This window comes from Spirosoma sp. 209 (assembly GCF_002006735.1).
GTDB classification, from domain to species: domain Bacteria; phylum Bacteroidota; class Bacteroidia; order Cytophagales; family Spirosomataceae; genus Spirosoma; species Spirosoma sordidisoli.
In genome coordinates, this window is sequence record NZ_MVEC01000007.1 from 174,873 (window position 1) to 189,405 (window position 14,533).

Below are 14,533 nucleotides of genomic sequence, written 5' to 3' on the forward strand. Positions count from 1 at the left end.
GTAAAACGCACAGTATCAGCAGATGGCACAGTTTTGGTAACCAGAGCAGCAACACAAACTAACTAACCTCAAACTGTTTTACGCTATGGCAACGTTTGGAGAACGCATCGCAAATTTTTTCAGTGGTAATGACACGGAAACCCAGGAGGGCCTGCATGGCTTGTTCGTAACCGAGCTCAGGAATATTTACTATGCTGAGAAACAGGCCGTCGACGCCCTCGGTGAACAGGCCGATGCGGCTACGACCGACGAAGTGCGGAACGCTTTTCTGCAACACCAGCAGGAAAGCCGTAACCAGATCGCCCGGCTGGAGCAGGTATTTCAAAGCCTCAACGTCGACGTAGAAGAAGGATCGTGCGCGGCTATCGACGGACTGGCCGAAGACGCCCGGATGGTGGTGTCAAATACCCATTCAGGCTCGCTCACCCGCGACGCCGGTTTGATCATGGCCGCTCAGAAAGTAGAGCATCACGAAATCGCATCGTACGGCTCCGTTGTAACCCTGGCCCAGATTATGGGGCATTCGCAGGCAGCTCAGCTGTTACAGGAAACCCTCGATGAAGAAAAAAACACGGACAAAAAACTGACCCAGCTGGCCGAATCGTTCATCAACGACCGCGCTAATTCCGAGTCGGGCGACATGGGTTCGCCGGATCGGGATCAATACAGCGGCAGCGTGGTAAATCCGGACGGTACGCGCTACAGCGACAGTTCCAGCCAGACCTACCAGTCGGGCGAGTCGTACAGCGGCACGCAGTCGGGTAGCTCGACCGGGTCGACAGGCACGTACCGGTCTGGCAACGATGCCACTCTGGGCGGTACAATGGGCATATAATCCCGACTATTCCTAACAGCAGCGGGCTTCCTGATCAGGAAGCCCGCTGCTGTTTTGTGACCCTTCGTGGTTCAGCTTCAAACTTGCCTCGCCTATACTGAAGTGTTTGTTTGGGGATGGTACTTGCTGACTTTAGTCGGCTCAAAGGGAGGGCCTTTTTCACCCCCAGCTTCCTGAACGGGGAGTTGGTATCGCCGAATACCCGTTCAGGGAGCGGGAGGGGTGTAAAATACGGTCTATTCAAGAGACTTTACCTTCTTGACCACCCTTTCCTGAATAAGCTCTCAGGGTGAAGGGAAAAGCTAGCTGATGAAAGCTATAAAACGCTTTCCTGATTAATCACTACCGAGTACTTACCGGCTGGGTAGCTCCGGGTCGGGCTCGGTGCCGTCGTTGTTGCCCATCGTATCGCCATTCCCGAAGTTGCTGCTGCGGTCAGGCTCCATGTTAGGGCTGCCCGAGGCCATGCCGGACCCGTCGTTTATCGTGGCGGCATCCTGCTCATCGGTGGGCGTTGTGGGCGCGTGATGGGCATCGCCCGACAGATCGGTCGGGTTGTACTCTTCATTCATCATCTCGCTCTGGTCGGGGGTCTGCATGAGACCGCCGGTGTCGGGCGTGTAGGTCTTGGACTGCTCGTTGAGCATGGCGTCCTGATTTACGTTTTCCATGGGTGTTGAGTTTAGTGGTTAACCGCGCGTAAATACCTCCCACAAACGGTTGTACAGTTTACGCGAATACGTCCGGACGTCGAGGTGCGACGCGTGGATGGTAAACGGCGTAAACCGGTGTGCCGAGTTAGGCAACGGTTCGATCCGAATGGTTCGGCCCGACGTCCAGCGACCAGCTACCCGACGTACCGAACCTGTGAGCTGAATACCGGCATCGACCAGGGTGGTTGCTACCGTATCGGGGTACTCTGCCGCAGCCAGCTCCTGCGAAAAACGCTGTAGCTGGCTGGCATCGAACCACGACAAAGGAGGCATTTTCAGGTGGTTATCCTGCAATCCCCGGCGACACAGAAGTCGAACGAGCAGCGAGGAGCGCCCGGCTACCGGTCGTGTCGTCACCTCCAGGTCGAGCACTTCGAGGGGCGCTGTTTCCGAGAGGGTAGTAAGTTCGATGTTCATGAGTGATGAAAATATGACGTTTTATCTCTTAAAACCGGACAAATGCATCTGATGTTTACCCATGGATTAGATGTAGATCATCTTTTTGGTCATACCACCATCGACCGTAAAGTTTTGTCCGGTAATGAAACTGTTTTCCGGCGCGATCAGGAACAGGATCATGCGGGCAATATCGTCGGCCTGCCCTACACGCCCGGCCGGGTGCTGGGCATGATCTTCGGGCCGCAGATCGTCGGCTTTCGCTTTGGCTTTCTTGCGCAGGTTGGATACGTCGATCCAGCCGGGGCTGATGGCATTGACCCGGATGTCGGGGCCGAGGCTAACCGCCAGCGAATGGGTCAGCGACAGAATACCGCCTTTGCTGGCCGAGTAGGCAAACGTGTCGGGTTCCGACTGGAAAGCCCGGGTCGAGCCGATGTTGATAATACAGCCTTTCTGGGCCGCAATGTAGGGAGCCGTATGTTTGGTACACAGAAAAGCGCCGGTCAGGTTGGTGCCGATCACGCGGTTCCACTCGTCGAGGGTTAGCTTATCGATTGGTTTTTCGATCATCTGCGCGGCATTGTTGATCAGCGCATCGATCTGGCCAAAGTGACTGATGGTCTGGTCGGCCGCTTTCTTGACGTTGATTTCGCTGGAGACGTCGCAGGAGACGAACAGGATCTGGCTGGTAGAGGCTTTGAACGCTTCGCGGAGTTCGGCAAGTGCGTCAGTGTCAGCTTCCCAGATAGCAACGCGGTAGCCGTGTGTGAGGAGGTATTGGGTTGTTACCCGGCCTATGCCCTGGCCCCCGCCGGTGATGATGGCAGTTTTCATGATTGAGAATAAAGCGTATGAACAGGCAAACTACACGTTAACCGAACACAAGCCATCACCCGCGGGTTAACTTGAGCGTATCCTTATCGAACGGGCCAGCTACAGGCCGCCCCCCAATGCTTCAGATTGCGTTCTCTCCGGTGTATCGGCTCCGGTTGCCCGAAGGCCATCGGTTCCCGATGCTCAAGTACGAATTGATTCACGAACAGCTGCTCTACGAAGGCACCTGTACCGAGGCTAATTTCTTCGGCCCGGAGCCCGTTGACAACCGCTGGGTGCTGGGCGTACACACGCCCGACTACGTGCAGGCGCTGCAGTCGCTGACCGTCGATCCGCGCATGGTACGTCGGATCGGATTCCCGCTTACGCCCGAGCTCATCCACCGCGAATGGATCATTACCCAGGGCACCATCGACTGTACCCAGCGGGCCAGACAGGACGGGGTGGCCATGAACGTAGCGGGCGGAACCCATCATGCCTACCCCGACCGGGGCGAAGGCTTCTGTATGCTCAACGATGTGGGGGTGGCGGCCCACTACCTGCTCGAGACCGGTCAGGCCCGGCAGATCCTGGTAATTGATCTGGACGTTCACCAGGGTAACGGCACGGCGGTTATGTTTCGGCAGGAGCCGCGCGTGTTTACCTTCAGCATGCACGGCAAGGACAATTACCCCCTTCGCAAGGAGCAGTCAGATCTGGACATTGAGCTGCCCACCGGTACCGCCGATGAACTGTATCTGAACACGCTCTACGATACCCTGCCCGGCCTACTGAAGCGCGTTCAGCCCGATTTTCTGTTTTTCGTGTCGGGAGTCGACATCCTGGAGTCAGACCGGCTGGGCAAGCTGGGGGTAAGCCGGGAGGGGTGTCGGCAGCGCGACCGGTTCGTATTCGAGCAGGCGATTCAGCACGGTCTGCCCATCGTAGCGTCGATGGGGGGAGGGTATTCGCCCCGCCTGACCGACATTGTCGAGGCTCACTGCAACACCTTCCGCACGGCCAGCGACCTGTTTTTCTAACACTTTACCGGAGCCGGTTCAGGGTATAGCACACCAGCCGGTTGGCCACTTTTTTTGTGCCGTTACCCGCGCGCAGGTCGCCGAGGGTAAACTCATACATGTAACCCGGCACGAGCTTGTCGACCGTCAGCGACACGGTTCGGCGGTCGGGCGAGAGCCGGGCGGCTGTAATGGCCACGGGCTGTTTGTCGGTCTCGGGCGAGCCGTATTCGCGGTGGTATTTGTAGTAATAACGGCGGCAGGCGTAGTTGGTCAGGCTGCGGGCCGTGGCGTCGTCGAGGGGCTGGGTGAAGGTCAGGTCGAAGCCGGTGGCGGTCAGGTGCATGGCTGTTACATCCAGCGGAGTGCCGCCTTTGTAGCGGACGACCTGCAGGCCCCGGTCGCCGACCCAGCCGTGGTCTGTCATGCCGAGCCAGAGCGAACCGTCGGGCGCAAATGCCATGCGGTTGTTGCCGATCTTCAGCCCCGCTTTGTCGAAAAACGGGATGCAGGCTCCCTGTAACTGACCGCCAACGGTATCGAACATAACCCGCAGCAGGCGCGAAAAATCCATCTCGCCGATGAACAGCTGGCCTCCAAAGGGACCAAACTTTCCGCGGGTCAGGTCGGGTACGATCTGGGTGGGCGAATGCGCCATGCGCTGATGCGGAAACGCAACCACCTCTTTCGTCCGCATACTGTCGAGGGTCTGGGCCGGAAGGGTCAGCGGGTCGATGTCGGGAAAGTCTTTTTTCCAGACCAGGCTGGACGGATGGCCGTAGAACTTGCCGGGCTCAACGTGGTAGAGTTTGCTGGTACCCAGCCAGTCGCCCTGGTTGTCGGTGACGAAGAGTCGTCCGGCCCCGTCGAAGCCAATGCCGTTGGGCGACCGGAAACCAAGGGCGTACGGAATAACCTGCCCGGCTGGCGTCTGCTTCAGTACCCAGCCCCGGTAGGGCACACAGGCATACATGCGCCCGGGCCGACCCAGCGGGTCATACGTACCCCGCACCTCGTCGCGGATACCGGCCCCGTTGGAGGCTGCGTTGAGGCTGATGTAGAGGTTGCCCTGCCGGTCGCGCACGGGCCCGAAGGCGTACTCGTGGTAATTGCCCGACATGCCGAACTGATCGATAACGGTTTCGTACACGTCAGCTACACCGTCGTTGTTGGTGTCTTTGATCCGGGTCAGCTCGGGCCGATGTACGATCAGCAGTTCGGTATTGCTGACGGCTATGACCCCCAGCGGATCGTGCAGTCCTTCGGCAAATAATTTCCACTGTTTGGTTTTGGGGTTGTACAGCATCACCTCGCCCCGGTGGAAACAAACCGCCAGCCGACCGTCGGGCATAAACGCCAGTCCGCCCGTTTCGGCCACCAGACCCGGCGGGGTCGGCACCGTTTCGACGCTGTAATAATCGGTAATTGTGTCGGCCGTAGCCAGCCCGCGGGTTTTGATTTTCGCGGTTCGTCTACTCTTAATCACCGTGGTCCGTTCGGTCGGCGCTCCGATCCCGGTCACCGTGGTCCGTGTCCCCACGGACCACGGTGACCGCACGGACCATGGTGACCACACGGACCAGGGTGACCAGAGGAGTAGCCCCATCGTGGTGGCCAGTGCGGAGAGGAGGTATAGGAGAGAAAAGCGCATTACTGAACGGTCATGAAAATGGTGAACTGGCGGGTACCGGCGGGCAGAAGCAGCTGGCCGTTGCGTAGGGCAGCGGTCTTCCCGGCCCGGGTAGCGCGATAAGCCAGGCCCGGTTGCTCGTCGGCCAGGAAGGTGACGGGCTGTTTGGCACTGTCGATGGAGAACTGCCGGACCAGTCCCCGCCCGCCGGGGAGCGGTTTGATCAGCTCGCGTACGGTAACCCCGTCAACGACGTACTGAAACTCCGGGTATCGGTTGATAAGCCGGTAGCCCCGAAACTGAACCACCGGCGAGTGACCGGCCGGTTTGTTCCCGATCCGAAGCGGGAAAACCAATCCGGCCGGGCTGGGCGCGGGTGCCGATCCTGGCTTAGTAGTAGTGCTCACGGTCAGGCCCGCGGTAGAGGCCCGCCCGGGCGAGCTGGCTACGTAATAGATATCCCCGACGAGTTTGGTAAGCTTCTGCCCCTTGCCATCCCACTGATCGGCATTGTCGACGAAACCGCCCGACCAGGCGTAGCGCAGCTGGCAAATGCCGGCGTCGAAGCAGTAAGACTGAACGGGTCCACCGGCCAGGCCGGGCATGCCGACCGCAATAGCCGCCGGGCCACAGTCGGGCATGAACGTGCGATAAACGGCCGGTAGGGTGACCTCGTAGGGGTGGCCCGAGGGTTGGTGATGACCGGCATGGTCGGCAGTGCTACCCCGTTTGGGTAAGTACGGGTCGGCTTCGGGCGGGGGAAGCCGTTTGGGATCGCGGGTGCCGTACAGGATGCCGTACATCACATAGCCGTGGCCGGGATAGGTACACACGTAGGGGAAAGCGCCCTCGTCGACCGTTAGTAACAAGGTATCGGCCCGGCCCGGCTCTACCTCGCGGGTATGGGCCAGCACCTCCGGCATGTCGGGAACGTAATGGCGACTGGCACCCTCGGCCCCCATACGCAGGGCCGCGTCGACCACCCGGACCCGGGCGTTGGGGCGGGTGACAACGAGGTTGTGGGCCATGTCATCGTAGTTTTCCAGCACGAGCCGAAGCCGGGTTTTGGGCTTCAGTACCAGCCGGGGCTGATCGTATTGCAGGCCCGCAATGGACTTGAGCGTAATGGTGGTATCTACCTTCTGCTGAGCCAGTACCGGACTGATGCCGAGAGGTAGCCATGCCAGCAGAGAAGCCCGTAGCCGGGAAAGAATGAGGTGCATAAACTCGTAACGCATACGGGCCTAAAAGCGGTTCACCGCCTTCGGCCTACTTCTGGTTACTTCGTTCACTCCCTGAAATAAATGACACCGGCTGTACTCCACCGGGAGTAGCGCCCTGGCTTACCGGGCGCCCCTGACCTGCATCTGAAGCGTATAGACCGACTCCGACGCGGTGATGAAGAGCATGTCGTTGTTCTTACCGGCGAAGCAGATGTTGCCGACCCAGCCGGCCGGTACCGGAATGGTCATCAGTTTCGATCGGTCAGGACCGTATACTGTCACGCCTTTGCCCGTCAGGTACAGATTCCCTTTGTTATCCAGCGTCATGCCGTCCGAGCCCTGGCTGACGTAGAGCTGTCGGTTTTTGAGCATGCCATCGGCCTGGATGTCGTACCGGTAGGTTTTATTATCACGGATGTCGGCCACGTACAGGACTTTCCCGTCGGGCGTGCCTATGATACCATTGGGCTGTTTGAGGTCACTGTCTACCAGAATAGCCTGCCGGGCCCCTTTGGGCAGGTAATACACTTTTTCACCGTCCAGCTCCGGCTTTTTCCGCTCCCAGTAGTCGCGCTGGTAGTAGGGGTCGGTAAAATAAATGCCGCCTTTCGGGTCGATCCACAGGTCGTTGGGGCCGTTGAAGCGATGGCCGTTGAAGTCGGCCAGCAGGACCGTAACTTTTTTGTCGGGGCCGATCGACCACAACTCGTTTTTTTCGTCGGCGCAGGTGATCAGGTTGCCCTGCCGGTCGAAGTACATCCCGTTCGAGCGCCCCGTCTTATCCATGAAGAGAGAAAACGTTCCGTCTGGGTTGTAGGTCCATATTTTATCATTAGGCTGGTCGGTAAAGTAAACCACCCCTGCCTGGTTTACGGCGGGGCCTTCGGTAAACTTGAACTGGCTCGATAGCTTCTGAAGGGTGGCATTGGGTGCCACAATTGAGCTGGCTTCGGTCTGGGTCATAGGCGTCGACTGGCTAAATAAAGGCCCTGATGTGGTCAGAGACAATGCTAGTATAAATCCGGGCCAGAGGGAATTGTTCATGGAAGAAAGGGAATTGATGTTTGTAAAAACTTACCGGATTGGCGAATCGCGGTTGTCGGCATACGCTTTGCTGAAGTCGATTCGAGTCACCTGACCTGCCACATAACGGATGCCCTGGAAGATGTGTTTGATGAACAGTTCATCGGTCAGGTAATCCGTTTTGGCGTGGCCGAGGGTCGTACACCAGGTGTACCCGCCGTCGAAATGGTAGTACCAGGCCGACGGATAAAGCTGGGTATAGGAGCCGCCGAAGGTCTTTATCTTTTCGGGTTCGTCCGGCTTCAGCGTGGTCATATCGCTCGCCATAATCACCGTGGGGCCGGGCGACATCTCTTTGGTGAAATAAAATTCATCTTCCTTCTGCCACCGTTTGGGCAGGCCCTGCATGGACGGGTGCCGGGTGTCGAGAACCTCGACCGTAAACGGCTGAAACCGCGGATGCCAGGCAAACGTGCCGCCAATCATTCGCTTGAACCAGCTCCAGTTCCGCTCGGTGCCCATCACGGAATGAATACCGACAAAGCCCCCACCGGCTTCGATGTAGCGTCGGAACGTCAGGCGTTGCTGGTCGGTATCGAACACGTCGTTGTTGGTGCTGGCAAAAAGAAGCAGGGTGTATTGTTTCAGATTCGCTTCCGTAAACACGTCGGGCTGGTCGGCGACGTCGACCGCAAACCCGTGTTGCTGGCCGAGTGTCCGGATGCAGGCAACGGCGTTGGGGATGTTGTCGTGTACGTATCCCTTGCCGTTTTTGGTGTAAACCAGGACCCTGACTTTTTTCCAGGTAACGGACTGGCACCAGACCGGCCCCAGGCTGAGTACGCCTAGCAGGAGGAGTATACCGCCTGTTCTGCAGATTCGATTCATCGGTGAGATGGGTTGATGAACCTATAAGGACCGGGGGTAGGGTTATCTACGCGTGTAGGGGAGGGCCTGGCTGACTGGAAGCCGAAAAAAGAAAGCCGCCCCGTCCGTAACGGTCGTGTCGAGGCCGATCTGCCCGTTCATGCTTCGGATAAATTCGCTCGATATCGCCAGCCCGAGACCAGTGCCGCCGGTGGTTTTGCTATCGGTCCCGGCTCGGCTGGTGCCAGCGAGACCCGGCGCCTTGAAGTACCGGTCAAATACCCGGCTCTGGTGCTCGGGCCGGATTCCGGTTCCGTAATCCCGAACCCGAACATCAACGAAGGTGTCCGCTTGGCGGGCTGCGATCTCGATCGAACTCTCCGACGGGCTGTGCCGGATGGCGTTCGACAGAAAGTTGATCAGTACCCACGACGCCTTGTCCGGATCGGCCAGCACGGCCGGGAGCGGGTCGGGCAGCGACACGTTCAGCGAAATCTGCTTGTCGTCGGCGGCTACCCGCAGGGCATTCACCGCATACTGGATAATATCGGCCGGAGCTACCGGTTGCAGATTCAGCTGAATCTGCCCTGATTCGACCTGGGCCATGTTCAGCAGTTCGCCGGTCAGGTTCAGCAGCCGGTCGGCGTCGGCCCGGACGTTGCCGATCAGGTCGCGCTGTTCGTCGTTGAGCGGACCAATACGGGTGTCGTCCAGTAGCTTCAGGCTCATCTTGATGCTGGACAGCGGGGTTTTCAGTTCGTGCGAAACCGTAGCGATGAAGTTGGTTTTGGCCAGATCGAGTTCTTTGTAGGAGGTAATATTTTCGAGCACAATGACGTAGCCGGCCAGTTGCGACTGCTCTTCGCCGGTGCGCGTCACCGAAACGGTATGGGTGCGTTTGTTGAAGTAGCTCTCCTTGCCGTTGTCATAGATCTTCAGCAGCGCTGGCCGGTCCGGGTCGGCTGGTTCGGCGGTCGGTTCGGGTACCGGCGGGTCCATGACATCCCGGATCAGCGTACGCATGAGGTCGTTCGAGGTGGCTACATCGGGGGCGTAGCGGCCTTTCAGCTGCGCTTCGGTCAGGCCCAGCAGGCGACAGGCAACGGGGTTGGTAAAAAGAATACGCCGGTTTTCGTCAAGGCCAATAATGCCTTCGTTCATAATCTGAATAAGCGTGTCGATGCGTCGCTTTTCGAACAGCACCCGCGCCAGGTTCGAGTGTTCGTATTCGTCCAGCTTATGCGCCATCGAGTTGAACGACCGGGCCAGTTCGCCAAACTCATCGCTGGACTTGAAATGGAGCCGTTCTTCAAAGTTACGGCTGGCAATCTGCCGGATACCGTGCGTCAGCTCGCGCAGGGGGTTGGCGATATAGCCGGGGAAGTTGATGATGAACGAAAAAACAATCAGGAAACAGAACGTACCCACGGCTGCCATCCAGAGCAGGGCGTCTTTAGCCGTTTGCTTCGCGATTTCATTCTTGCGCACGATGGCCTGCCGGTTGACCTCATCGACCCGGAACAAGGCCTGCTCCATCCGCCGGATCACGTCGGCGCTGGTGGGGTCGCGCCGGAGCCGGTCGAACTCACGGCGCAACGCACTCGTTGGCGACTGTTCGCCGGCTTCGGTCACGTTGGCTTCCTGCAGGCGTAGGTTCATCTCAAACTCTTTCAGCGCGTTGGCGGGCTGGGCGGTTCGTTCGCTGGCGGGTACGCTGGCCTGCTCCCGAAGATCGGCCAGCGCCCGCTGCATATCGCCTACGTATTCGAGCGAGATGTAGTTGTCCTGCAAAATGGCCTGCGAATCGTCAGACAGCTGGTTGAGGTAATAGGCTCCCAACCCGCCCATGAGCAGGATAATGGCGAAGAGGAACGCCAGCGCAGCCGATATTTTTGCTTTGATGGTCATGCTCGTTTCAGGACAGGATAACCAGATCGGTGTCGGATTCGGACAGCTTGTTCAGTAATTGATTAAACACGAAGGTGCGCAAAATAATCTGCGTCAGGCTGAAATGGGGCTTGCCGATGCAAACGGTGGTAACCTGTCGTTTCTCGACTTCGGTCATGATGCAGTTGACAACGTTGGTGCCTTTGGCCTGGATAACTTCGGCCCCCAGCTCGGTTGCCAGTTTCAGGTTATTGATGAGGTGCCGCTGCAGATCGAGCCGGATGCGGTCGGGGGCTTCGGCGGGCGTCTGCACGTACAATACATACCAGCGCGACTGGTAGTAACTGGCGAGCCGGGCCGTTTTGCGGATCACTCGGCGGGCGGTGTCGGGGTTGCTGCTGATGCTGGCCAACAGCCGTTCGGCCCGGATCGTGCCGTTCAGCGGCTGGCTGAGTTCGATCTTCCGTTCTACGGCCGAGGCCACTTCGCGCAGGGCCAGTTCGCGCAGCTGCAGAATCCGGTCGGGCTGAAAAAAGTTAGCCAGAGCCGTCTGTACCTTGGCGGGGTCGTAAATTTTGCCTTCGCGGAGCCGGGCTATCAGCTCATCGGCGGTCAGGTCGATGTTCACCACCTCATCGGCGAGCTGTACCACCCGGTCCGGCACGCGCTCCGTTACGTCGATGCCGGTAATGGCCCGTACTTCGTCGTATAAACTTTCGATATGCTGGATATTGACCGCGCTGATGACGTTGATGCCGGCGTCGAGAATGTCGAGCACGTCCTGCCAGCGTTTTTCGTTCTTCGACCCGGGAATGTTGGTATGGGCCAGCTCGTCGACGATCACCAGTTCGGGATGGGCGTTCAGAATAGCCTGCACATCCATTTCGTCGAGCGCACGCCCTTTATAGAACAGGCTCCGCCGACCAATAACGGGTAAACCCACAACCAGCGCGGCCGTTTCGGCCCGGTTGTGGGTTTCAATGAACCCGATGCGGGCGTCGACGCCGTTGCGCCGGAGGGCGTGCGCGTCCTGCAGCATCCGGTACGACTTGCCGACGCCCGCGCTCATGCCAATGTAAATCTTGAACTTACCCCGCCTTGATTCGCGGATCAGGTTCAGAAAACGTTCGGCAGTCTGATCGTTCGGGTTCATGATACAGCTTAAAACGAAACGGCTAAACTGGTGGTCAGGGATGCGTTGCTACGGCCTGTACCGCTCTGCGTAGCGAAGATAGACGTCTGGCTGTTGTAAACCTTTCCTTCGATCCGGAACAGGGCCGTGGGCAGGATGGCATAGTCATACCCCAGCGAATAACCCCAGGTCTGGAAGTCGGGCGTGCCGATAATAACGCCGTTCCGGTCGTCGTAATACTCGACCCGTCCGTTCAGGTAACTCGTGGCTGAGGTTTTCAGCCGGGCAATCACTACCGGCGAGTACCAGACGTAAGAGCCGCTGCCGGCCCGCTGGCCGCTGTCGATGACCGGCTTCCGATCGGCCCCGATGTCGAAGCCCAGTATCAGGCCTACTCTGCCAGCGGGGTTGATGATGGCGTACAAGTTGTTGAAGAAACGTCCCTGACGCAGTGAGTCGGGCCGGTCAGACCCCAGGAAGCTGCTCCAGTTCAGCGTCAGCCGGGGCGAGGGCCGGAACTGCACCTGCGTACTGAAGGAAGGCCCCCGGTATCCCTCCACTTTTTTGATCCGCTGCCAGCCATTCAGGGCCGAGCCCAGCAGAGTCCATTTTCCGTTTGGGCTGGCGTAGGTCAGTTTGGCACCCGCGAGGTAGTAAGGCGAGTTTTCGGCCAGGATGCTCCGCGTCAGGGTCCAGCAGTCTTTGGAGATGGCACTTTCGAAGCCGATATGCGACGGAAATATGCCGGCATCGAGCCAGAGATCCCGTTGGCGCGACAGTTTAACCCCGGCGTTGGCCTCAAAGATCGGTTTTACCAGCCCCTGTTCGGCCGCGTAGTTGTACTGTCCGTAGGTACCGACCTGAAGCGCCAGATTACCCCGTACCCGATCGGTGGCGTAGGCCAGCCGGGCATAGGCCAGGTTGATATTCAGCTCCCGGTTTCGCTTGTGGTTGTAGAGAAAGCCGGGCCGTTCCTGGCTGGTTTTGGGCGCGGTGAAATCGTGGGTGTAATACGCTTCAACGTAGCCGGTCAGGGTGAGCGGTGATGATGGCTGAACGGTAGTAACCGACGGGCTGGTCGTTGAGTCGATGGTTTGTGCGGTCAGCGAGGCAGGAAGCGCCGTAGCAGCCAGTAGAAGGGAAAAATAAGCCGATTTATTCATGGGTATGGGTTCTGAACGAACCCTGGTTTGTTGTACTCTTTTTGTTAACAGTTGTCTCTTTTTTTACAGATAACACGCTTCTGGCCAGGTCCTGACTGGTCAGGCCGGTACCGGCGTATCAAAAATGATACTGGGTAAGATATTCGGCTATCGGGCCAAGGGTGGCTGCCGGGAAGATACTAAGCGCCCCGCTGATGATGATGACCGCTGCCAGCAGCAGCCCGAACGTCCATGATTCAGCGGGTAACACCCCGACAGTCGGCGGCACGTACTGCTTTTGGAGCAGCAGCCCTCCAATGGCTAGAGGGCCAATAAGCGGAATGAAGCGCCCCAGCAGCATAACTACGGCCGTAGACAGGTTCCAGAAAGGGGTATTGTCGCCGAGCCCTTCGAACCCCGACCCGTTGCCAGCCGCCGACGAAACAAATTCGTAGAGCATAGTGGTAAAGCCGTGGTAGCCCGGGTTGCTGAGCCAGCCCACGTCAGGGTGCCCGTTATGAATAGCTACAGCCAGCCCGGTAGCGCCCAGATAGAGCAAGGGCAGCGCCACCAGAATAACCGACGCTATCTGCATTTCGGGAATCCCTACTTTTTTGCCCAGCAGCTCTGGGGTGCGGCCAATCATCAGGCTACCGATGAACATGGCGATGATAAGGTACAGAAACATATACAGGAAACCGGACCCCACTCCGCCATAAAACGCATCCAGCTGCATGCCCAGCAACATGAACAGACCCGATAGCGGGGTGAAGCTGTCATGCATGCCGGTGAGCGTACCGGCCGGAATAACGACATTGACACCGCACCAGACCGCCGAGGCCAGCGTACCAAACCGCATCTCCTTGCCTTCCAGACTGCCCGACGCCTGGCTGATACCCAGCGACTGAATGGCCGGATTTCCGCGTAACTCCTGGGTAACGATCGGGATTGTCAGGGCCAGAAAATACCCGGTCATGATCGTGAACAGGATTACCGCCAGCTTTCGCCGGTTCAGAAAATCCCCGACGAAGCAGATAAACGCCATTGGCAGCAGCAGTACGTTGAGCAGGTTGATCAGGTAGCTGAAAGCGTTGGGGTTCTCGAACGGATGCGCCGTGTTGGCGCCGAAGAAACCGCCCCCGTTCGAACCCAGGTGCTTGATGGGCAGCATCGCTGCTACCGGACCTGATGCAATCGTTTGTGAAACGCCCTCGATGGTCTCAATGACCGAGTAGGATGAGAATGTCATGGGTACCCCCGTCAGAACCAGTGCTATAGCCCCGATTAGCGACAGTGGCATAAACACGCGGGTGATCGACAGAACCAGATCCTGGTAGAGATTACCGACGTTGCGGGACGTGTGCGGTTGTAACGACCGGACCACGGCGACGCCTACCGACAGACTGGTAGCCGCTGAAGCGAACTGGAGAAACATGAGCACACCCATCTGGCTGAAATAGGTGACACCACTCTCGCCTGAATAATGCTGCAGGTTGGTGCTGGTCAGAAAACTGATGGCGGTGTTGAGGGCCAGCATCCAGTCCATATCCGGAATCTGCTGCTGGTTCCAGACGGGTATAACCGACTGAACCAGCAACATTCCGAAGGCATAAACGAGCCAGACGCCATTCAGGGTGCCAAGGGCCAGCGCATATTGCTGCCAGGTCATGGGCTCGTTCGGGTCTACACCGATCAGCCGGTAAAGCTGCCGCTCAAGGGGCCCCAGCCAGTCCAGCCAGGTGCTATTCCCTCGAAAAACCCGGCCTATGTACCGGCCCGTCAGGATGGCCAGCCCCATCGACGCTGTAAAAAACAGGGTCAGGCCTATCAGGTCAAAACGCATAGCAAGC

The 14,533-nt window shown here is 58.3% G+C and carries 13 protein-coding genes; 2 read left to right on the plus strand and 11 right to left on the minus strand.

Features of this window, described 5'->3' with window-relative positions; genetic code table 11:
- Positions 1–85 precede the first annotated feature (85 nt).
- Positions 86–835, plus strand: a complete 750-nt coding sequence (locus B1C80_RS14335) for a ferritin-like domain-containing protein (protein ID WP_077921865.1) — start codon at positions 86–88, stop codon at positions 833–835.
- 353 nt (positions 836–1,188) lie between these two features.
- Here the strand turns inward: B1C80_RS14335 and B1C80_RS14340 are convergent, their stop codons facing one another.
- The 3 genes from B1C80_RS14340 to B1C80_RS14350 form a co-directional block, all read right to left on the minus strand.
- Positions 1,189–1,506 (minus strand): hypothetical protein, encoded by a 318-nt coding sequence (locus tag B1C80_RS14340; RefSeq protein ID WP_077921866.1) that lies wholly within the window; start codon positions 1,504–1,506, stop codon positions 1,189–1,191.
- Positions 1,507–1,524: 18 nt separating this feature from the next.
- A complete protein-coding gene (locus tag B1C80_RS14345) occupies positions 1,525–1,965 on the minus strand; it encodes a hypothetical protein (protein WP_077921867.1) in 441 nt (146 codons plus the stop codon).
- A gap of 66 nt (positions 1,966–2,031) precedes the next feature.
- Positions 2,032–2,781 carry an SDR family oxidoreductase gene (locus B1C80_RS14350; RefSeq protein ID WP_077921868.1) on the minus strand — a complete coding sequence of 250 codons (750 nt, stop codon included), beginning with the start codon at positions 2,779–2,781 and terminating at the stop codon, positions 2,032–2,034.
- 116 nt (positions 2,782–2,897) lie between these two features.
- Between B1C80_RS14350 and B1C80_RS14355 the strand changes: the two genes are divergently transcribed.
- Positions 2,898–3,800, plus strand: a complete 903-nt coding sequence (locus B1C80_RS14355) for a histone deacetylase (RefSeq protein WP_077921869.1) — start codon at positions 2,898–2,900, stop codon at positions 3,798–3,800.
- A gap of 4 nt (positions 3,801–3,804) precedes the next feature.
- Here the strand turns inward: B1C80_RS14355 and B1C80_RS14360 are convergent, their stop codons facing one another.
- From B1C80_RS14360 to kdpA, 8 genes are all read right to left on the minus strand, one after another.
- Entirely contained in the window at positions 3,805–5,265 is a 1,461-nt protein-coding gene (locus B1C80_RS14360; RefSeq protein ID WP_236648784.1) for a hypothetical protein, read from the minus strand.
- Between the two features lie 164 nt (positions 5,266–5,429).
- Entirely contained in the window at positions 5,430–6,647 is a 1,218-nt protein-coding gene (locus B1C80_RS14365; RefSeq protein ID WP_236648786.1) for a plastocyanin/azurin family copper-binding protein, read from the minus strand.
- 105 nt (positions 6,648–6,752) lie between these two features.
- Positions 6,753–7,595: an SMP-30/gluconolactonase/LRE family protein gene (locus tag B1C80_RS14370; protein WP_236648788.1), complete on the minus strand. Its 843-nt coding sequence runs from the start codon at positions 7,593–7,595 to the stop codon at positions 6,753–6,755.
- A gap of 111 nt (positions 7,596–7,706) precedes the next feature.
- The gene (locus B1C80_RS14375; protein ID WP_077921871.1) at positions 7,707–8,543 is read right to left on the minus strand and encodes a ThuA domain-containing protein; all 837 of its coding nucleotides are present in this window, start codon (positions 8,541–8,543) and stop codon (positions 7,707–7,709) included.
- A 42-nt stretch (positions 8,544–8,585) separates the two neighbouring features.
- Positions 8,586–10,430 (minus strand): ATP-binding protein, encoded by a 1,845-nt coding sequence (locus B1C80_RS14380; RefSeq protein WP_077921872.1) that lies wholly within the window; start codon positions 10,428–10,430, stop codon positions 8,586–8,588.
- 7 nt (positions 10,431–10,437) lie between these two features.
- Positions 10,438–11,562, minus strand: a complete 1,125-nt coding sequence (locus B1C80_RS14385) for a histidine kinase (protein WP_077921873.1) — start codon at positions 11,560–11,562, stop codon at positions 10,438–10,440.
- Positions 11,563–11,570: 8 nt separating this feature from the next.
- Positions 11,571–12,704 carry a porin gene (locus B1C80_RS14390; RefSeq protein WP_077921874.1) on the minus strand — a complete coding sequence of 378 codons (1,134 nt, stop codon included), beginning with the start codon at positions 12,702–12,704 and terminating at the stop codon, positions 11,571–11,573.
- Between the two features lie 118 nt (positions 12,705–12,822).
- Entirely contained in the window at positions 12,823–14,526 is a 1,704-nt protein-coding gene (gene kdpA / locus B1C80_RS14395) for a potassium-transporting ATPase subunit KdpA (RefSeq protein WP_077921875.1), read from the minus strand.
- Between the last annotated feature and the right edge of the window lie 7 nt (positions 14,527–14,533).

Coding starts and splice junctions, on each gene's coding strand:
- kdpA (WP_077921875.1), bottom strand. CDS start 14,526: ATGCGTTTTGACCTGATAGGCCTGACCCTGTTTTTTACAGCGTCGATG.
- B1C80_RS14345 (WP_077921867.1), bottom strand. CDS start 1,965: ATGAACATCGAACTTACTACCCTCTCGGAAACAGCGCCCCTCGAAGTG.
- B1C80_RS14350 (WP_077921868.1), bottom strand. CDS start 2,781: ATGAAAACTGCCATCATCACCGGCGGGGGCCAGGGCATAGGCCGGGTA.
- B1C80_RS14370 (WP_236648788.1), bottom strand. CDS start 7,595: ATGACCCAGACCGAAGCCAGCTCAATTGTGGCACCCAATGCCACCCTT.
- B1C80_RS14340 (WP_077921866.1), bottom strand. CDS start 1,506: ATGGAAAACGTAAATCAGGACGCCATGCTCAACGAGCAGTCCAAGACC.
- B1C80_RS14355 (WP_077921869.1), top strand. CDS start 2,898: ATGCTTCAGATTGCGTTCTCTCCGGTGTATCGGCTCCGGTTGCCCGAA.
- B1C80_RS14385 (WP_077921873.1), bottom strand. CDS start 11,562: ATGAACCCGAACGATCAGACTGCCGAACGTTTTCTGAACCTGATCCGC.
- B1C80_RS14335 (WP_077921865.1), top strand. CDS start 86: ATGGCAACGTTTGGAGAACGCATCGCAAATTTTTTCAGTGGTAATGAC.
- B1C80_RS14380 (WP_077921872.1), bottom strand. CDS start 10,430: ATGACCATCAAAGCAAAAATATCGGCTGCGCTGGCGTTCCTCTTCGCC.
- B1C80_RS14390 (WP_077921874.1), bottom strand. CDS start 12,704: ATGAATAAATCGGCTTATTTTTCCCTTCTACTGGCTGCTACGGCGCTT.
- B1C80_RS14365 (WP_236648786.1), bottom strand. CDS start 6,647: ATGCGTTACGAGTTTATGCACCTCATTCTTTCCCGGCTACGGGCTTCT.
- B1C80_RS14375 (WP_077921871.1), bottom strand. CDS start 8,543: ATGAATCGAATCTGCAGAACAGGCGGTATACTCCTCCTGCTAGGCGTA.